Below are 2,918 nucleotides of genomic sequence, written 5' to 3' on the forward strand. Positions count from 1 at the left end.
TTTCAGTTTTTCTATTTTTTGCTGTAAATTTTTGCAAAGTTCTAAAAGGTTTACCACATTACCTCACTTTTGCTCTATGATTATCTTTATTATCTTGCTTTGTCTACCTTATTCTACCACTCCGCTGAACGGATACAATTTACTAAACAGAAAAAAAGGCAAAAGAAACCCTAGGGTAGCTAGTTATTCACTATCCATTTTTTAAGTTGGCGTTTTTTAATGTTTTAAATAGCGCGCTTCAGCTTGTGCAGGTAAAAACCTAGAAATATTGTGAAGACATAAGGTGCACATAGTGCAAAAAATTAAAAATAAGACGCCAACTACGCTGTTTTCTTGCTGTTTAATCTGCACAGATGAAGATAATTGAATACCTTCAGTTTTATGATAAGGGGGCTGGCGAAGGGTGTCAAGCAAGTTTTTTCGTTTCTATTTCCAATAAAAGTTTGTTATATGGTTATGCAAGAAGTCTATTGTAAATGAAATGAATGTGAAAAATATCTTATTAGCGTTTTTAGTACAAATGGTATTCAGTTTGCCGCTATTTGCAGCTGATCCTGTTTTGCTCAACTGCATTGAAACTCCAGAAATATATGACCTTGATGCAAGGCCAAAAAATTTTAGCTCTTCAAACAATTTAAGAAGGAAACCTGGTTCTCCAAATAGTGCAACAGGAGAATTAATACACATAGTGGGTAGAATTACTGATATAAACTGTTTACCAATACAAAATGCTGTAGTTTCTATATGGCACGCGAATTCACGCGGCGTGAACCATTACGATAAGAATATAGAGGATGATCCGAATTTTGCTGGATCAGGAAGGTTTGTAGTGAATAATCTTGGCTATTATAATTTTATTACGATAGCACCTGGTAAAACTGGTGATAGAGCTCCACATATCAACTTTCTAGTTCAACATCCGGATTTTCCGGAATTCACAACGCAAATGTTTTTTGTTGACCATAATTGCGATAATTGTGCTGATCCTGTTCTTGGAGATTTTGTTAGTAATGGGCTTGCAAGCCTTCTCATAACACCATTTACTTACAGTGATCAGGTCATAAAAACCTATACGTTTAACATTACCTTGGGCGGATATAATAAGTTCTCCAATAAAAGATAAAAACCCTTGCATGTAAGGGGGTCCATAGTAAACTTAAGTGTTATTGTACTTAGGATGTGTATGAAAAATATCTTACTGATGTTTTTGCTATGTTTTATGTACAATTTACAATTATTTGCAACGGAGATACCAGCAATGAAAATAACAATTTCTAAAATTTCGCCCGATTTTAAAACAATAGTAATGGGTTTATTTGAAGACAACGAAACCGTAAATGATAGCGGAGTTTTGCAAAGAAAACAGGTCATAGATAATATAAAGCAATTTAGCGATTTCAATGGAAGTTTTGGTGAATTTTTCTCTACTGCTTTGCCAGAAGAAAAAAATGTTATAGTTGTTGGACTGGGTAAGAAGGATGAATGGAATGAAAATAAAGAATTAAATATTGGTGGTAAAATATATTGTGAGCTAAGCAGATTAAAAATTAAAAAAGCAGCGGTTTTAATCGAAGGTAGTGCAGCAAATGTTGCATATGGTGCGTTTCTGCGTAGTTTTAAGTTTGATAAGTATAAAACTAAAAAGGATGAGAAAATTGCAGAGGTAGAGGAGATTACCGTATTAGTAAAAGATGAACAATTAAGTAATGCTGAAAGATCATTTGAGCACTTAAGGCAAGAAGGTGAGAGTATATTCCTTGCGCGCTCTTTTATAACAGAGCCTCCTAACATTCTGTATCCAGAATCCTATGCTGATCATATAAAAAAAGAACTTACTAAGCTTGGCCTTGAAATCGAGGTGCTTGATAAAAAGCAGATGGAAGAGAAAAAAATGGGAGCCTTGCTTGGAGTTGCACAAGGAAGTAGTAAAGAACCAAAATTAGTAGTGATAAAATGGAATGGAGCTTCTAAAGAACAAAAGCCTATAGCTTTTGTTGGTAAAGGTATAACGTTTGACACTGGTGGAGTATCACTCAAACCTTCACGTGGTATGGAGTCGATGAAATATGACATGGCAGGCTCTGCTACTGTGGTTGGGGTGATGCATGCTTTAGCAGGACGAAAAGCAAAAGTAAATGCAATCGGCGTGGTCGCACTTGCAGAAAATGCAGTGGGTGGTAATGCTCAAAGGCCAAGTGATGTAGTAACTTCAATGTCTGGGCAGACGATAGAAGTGTTAAACACTGATGCAGAGGGAAGGCTTATACTTGCAGATGCTTTGTGGTATACGCAAGAGAGATTTTCACCACAATTTATGATTGATCTTGCAACCTTAACTGGAGCTATAGTGGTTGCACTTGGAAATAACGAATATGCTGGTCTTTTTTCAAATAATGATGAATTAGCAAACCGTCTGATTGATGCCGGAAATGAAGTAAATGAGAAGTTATGGCGTTTTCCTATGAATGAAACTTATGACAAAATTATTGATTCACCGATTGCTGATGTTCAAAACATCGCTCCTGCAGGCTCTGGTGGAGATAGCATAATGGCTGCACAGTTTTTACAGCGTTTTGTGAATGAAACTTGCTGGGCACATTTAGATATCGCAGGCACTGCTTGGCACGAGAAAGGTACTGACATTTGTCCAAGAGGAGCAGTAGGTTTTGGTGTAAGGTTACTTAATAAGTTGGTTGAGAAGTACTACGAAGCCAATGATTAAAGGTCTTTATACTGGATTTATGGCTTAGCTACATGAACGTTTATTTTCGAGGCGCAGCAAATGAAAGTAGCTGATACATATTTCTTTTTTTCTGGATTCCAGTGTCAGCTACTTTCATGACACCCTGACAACCGTCATCCCGCTACTTGTTAGCGGCTGAGATACCGCGGCGGTATGACGTAGGACTGCTGTCATC

The 2,918-nt window shown here is 36.8% G+C and carries 2 protein-coding genes; both read left to right on the forward strand.

The annotated features are described in order from the left end of the window. Positions 1-481: 481 nt before the first annotated feature. Positions 482-1,123 (forward strand): protocatechuate 3,4-dioxygenase, encoded by a 642-nt coding sequence (locus OZD61_RS03855; RefSeq protein ID WP_274979923.1) that lies wholly within the window; start codon positions 482-484, stop codon positions 1,121-1,123. A 96-nt stretch (positions 1,124-1,219) separates the two neighbouring features. Continuing rightward, the gene (locus tag OZD61_RS03860) at positions 1,220-2,722 is read left to right on the forward strand and encodes a leucyl aminopeptidase (protein WP_274979924.1); all 1,503 of its coding nucleotides are present in this window, start codon (positions 1,220-1,222) and stop codon (positions 2,720-2,722) included. Positions 2,723-2,918: the final 196 nt, after the last annotated feature.

Origin of the sequence: Wolbachia endosymbiont of Drosophila bocki (genome assembly GCF_028982005.1) — a bacterium.
Taxonomy (GTDB): domain Bacteria; phylum Pseudomonadota; class Alphaproteobacteria; order Rickettsiales; family Anaplasmataceae; genus Wolbachia; species Wolbachia pipientis.